The organism is Halobacteriovorax sp. (assembly GCF_041587335.1).
Taxonomy (GTDB): Bacteria; Bdellovibrionota; Bacteriovoracia; order Bacteriovoracales; family Bacteriovoracaceae; genus Halobacteriovorax.
The window spans coordinates 1-2,874 of the sequence record NZ_JBFGYP010000229.1 but is presented as its reverse complement, the minus strand read 5'-3'; the positions used below and the strand labels follow the sequence as shown (position 1 = coordinate 2,874).

Annotated in this window: 4 protein-coding genes; all 4 read right to left on the bottom strand. The window is 35.4% G+C overall.

Annotated features, from left to right (window positions below; translation table 11 throughout):
- Positions 1-314, bottom strand: a 314-nt coding sequence (locus tag ABX784_RS16695) for a hypothetical protein (RefSeq protein ID WP_372656198.1), incomplete at its 3' end; no start/stop codon positions are given.
- A 78-nt stretch (positions 315-392) separates the two neighbouring features.
- A complete protein-coding gene (locus ABX784_RS16690; protein ID WP_372656197.1) occupies positions 393-1,208 on the bottom strand; it encodes a hypothetical protein in 816 nt (271 codons plus the stop codon).
- The gene (tmk, locus tag ABX784_RS16685; RefSeq protein ID WP_372656196.1) at positions 1,198-1,887 is read right to left on the bottom strand and encodes a dTMP kinase; all 690 of its coding nucleotides are present in this window, start codon (positions 1,885-1,887) and stop codon (positions 1,198-1,200) included. The genes ABX784_RS16690 and tmk overlap by 11 nt, the downstream gene beginning before the upstream one ends.
- Positions 1,888-1,944: 57 nt before the next feature.
- On the bottom strand, positions 1,945-2,874 hold a 930-nt coding region (locus ABX784_RS16680), incomplete at its 5' end, for a hypothetical protein (RefSeq protein ID WP_372656195.1).

Genomic DNA, 2,874 nt, shown 5'->3' with positions numbered 1-2,874 from the left:
TTATCAAATGGAACTTCGTATGGAACTGAATTGATATAACCTAAAGTCATTCCACGGTCACTCATGGCCATAACTTTTTGACCGTACATAAACTTTCTCTTTCCTATTAGGAATGGAAAAGATTTTGCGTTTCCTGGAAACCTTACACGAACTAATTTTATTATTTCGCCTGCAGTTAGTTTACTCTCGTCTGAACTGCTAGATGTGTTAGCTTGTGACGTTTCTTTAGAAGAGCTTTCACTTGTCTCTTGGGCCTGTGGCTGTTTTATTTGAGTTTCTTCTTTTTCGTTATCTGTTTTTGCATTTTCTTGCATTATGTAAAATCCATTTTTTTATATATTTAAGCTACTATATTCATGAATTTACAGTGATTTGTCTAGGTACAAAGCAGCTTAATTGATGGTGAGCATCAGGCCAGAGAGCTTTTCTGGGGAATAGTTATTAAACACTGCAGCTTTTTCATACCACTTTAGTGCATTTGTAAATGATTCTAATTCCTTATAACTACAACCACGTTGGTTAACGTATCGAGTTAGGGCGTCTACAAACTCAATCTCTAAGGACTTCTTACCTTTCAGTGAGTCATAAAGTGGCATAATATTAGATCTATTACTTTCAATTTTCTTTATGTTTAGGACAAACTCTTCTTTGAACCCATTTTCACTTAAAAAATCAGAGAGTTTTTCAATAGTATTTATGGAAGATTGGTTTACTTCTGCAGGTACGCGAATATAAATTGCTCTAGACGATATAGTTGGAAGTATCTTTTTTCTATACGGGTCAAGCATTAGAATCGTTGTTCTTTCAGCAGGTTCTTCAAGCGTCTTTAGCAACTTATTACTTAGGATTTTTGTAATTGAATGAGCATCATCAATGACGATGAATCTCTGCTTTAACTCTAATGGCCTATAGTTTTGAAATTTAAAAAACTCATCAAAGCTCTCATCACTTACACTATAATTTTCATTTTCATCTTCTTTGGTTATTTGAAGAATGTCACTATTACCTAGCTCTAGCTTATTTAGTGCTTCAGATTCAGAAATTGATTTTTCTTCTGCTATTACTTTAGAGAGAAAGTTCTTAGTCCATGACCTAGTGAAGTCTCTTGGATTTTCTTGAGTCGGTGATGGTTGTATAATATAGAAATGGGCCAGCTTATCCTTGGCCCATAGTGAAATTAGCTTTTCAAGTATTGTACTATTGCTCATCTTTCTTAAAAATAAGCTTATTTAATTCCTCTTTAATATCTTCAAAGACAAGCTCTAAGCTTTGGTTACCGTTAATTACGCTAATTCTTTCTGGAAAAAGCTCACAGCTCATATCATAACCAGCAATAAGGTTCTCGTAGAAGTCCTTACCACGGCTTTCGAAGTAGTCTTTTGGAGCGTTTCTAACTCTTTGTCTACCAAGTGATGTTTCAGTTGATATTTTTAAGTAGAACGTCTTATGAGGAATAAGGTTTAATGGAAATACATTGTGCATATTTAAGACAGTATCTACACCAAGACCTCTGGCAATTCCTTGATAAGCAATTGAAGAGTCTATATAGCGGTCATAAATAATAACTGTACCAGGAGTATTAAGCTCTTTCAGAGTTACTTCTGTTAGAAGCTGTGCTCTAGATGATGCAAATAAATATGCCTCAGAAATAGGCTCTAACTCTGTTGTAGAGTTTAGGATCGCCTGTCTAAGTTTTTCTCCAAATGGAGTTCCACCTGGTTCTCTTAATATAAGAACACGAAAACCTTGTGATTCAAGGTAGTCTTTAGCTGAAACAATTTGTGTTGATTTACCTGCGCCTTCAATTCCTTCAAAGCTTAGAAAGAACGAACCTGGAAATGCAGGGGATCTGAAGTTATTTAGTATTTCTGTATTTTGTAATTTCATAGAGTATTTTTATCATAAAAATACTCATGAAGTCACAGGAATTATTGATTTTCTGATCTAGTACTCTACTTCTTCATTGAAGACTTCTTCTGGTTGCTGTCCTTCTAAACTTTCCATGTCGCCTTCAAATTCATCAGCAAACTCTTCTTCTCTGAACTCTTCTTCTCTAAACTCAGGATCAATCGTCTCTTTGCTCAGTGTGCTTCTAACGGGATCAAGTTGAACCGGGTCAGTGTTATTGTCATAGTAGAAATCGTCTTCTCTTTCTGGTGCTCTTGCGTCATTAGAAAGTTTCTTTTTTGACGCTTGCCTAAATGCCTTACTTCTTCTAAACGAAGTAGGTCTAGAGTTTACGTTAGCATTTTCTCTAATTGCTGTTGGTTTAACATTATTATTACTATTAGAGGTATCGAACTTTTGTATAGGTTTCAATTTAATTGGTTCAATCTTCTTGGCCTCAATTTTTCTCGTTGGAACTGTCGCTTCTTTTGGACTTGGTTTTTGGTTACTCCAAGTTACAAATACTGCAATTAGACCTATTGCTGAGAGAGCAAATAGACCTTGCCATAAATAGTCTTGAAAGTTTTTACTTTCAGTTGCTACTGGAGTTTCTTCTTGTTGCATTTCCTCTTGATGAGATTTACTTAAAGCTTCCTTGGCCTTACCTGTTCTTAGGTTCCCAATATAGGCGAGACCAGCTATTAAATTAGTCTTGTCATCAGTGAAATGCTTTAGTTTCTTTTTTACTTCTTTTTTAGATTCGTTAAAGACTGTTTGCTTTGGTGTCTTTGGTAGTTCTTCGTTTGACTTTAGAACTCTTCTATCAAAACCTTCAATATGATAGAGAGGTCCCCAGCTCGCACCATCATCAATTGATACTTCATCTGTGACGAGTATTTCCTTGAGTTCAATCATGGAGTTCACTTCAAATGCTGTGTATGGGCCATGCTTTTGCCCATTTAGTATAAGGTGGTACTGAGTTTCTTC

Bases quoted from the DNA above. Each gene is read 5' to 3' on its own strand.
- ABX784_RS16690 (WP_372656197.1), bottom strand. From the start codon at position 1,208: ATGAGCAATAGTACAATACTTGAAAAGCTAATTTCACTATGGGCCAAG.
- tmk (WP_372656196.1), bottom strand. From the start codon at position 1,887: ATGAAATTACAAAATACAGAAATACTAAATAACTTCAGATCCCCTGCA.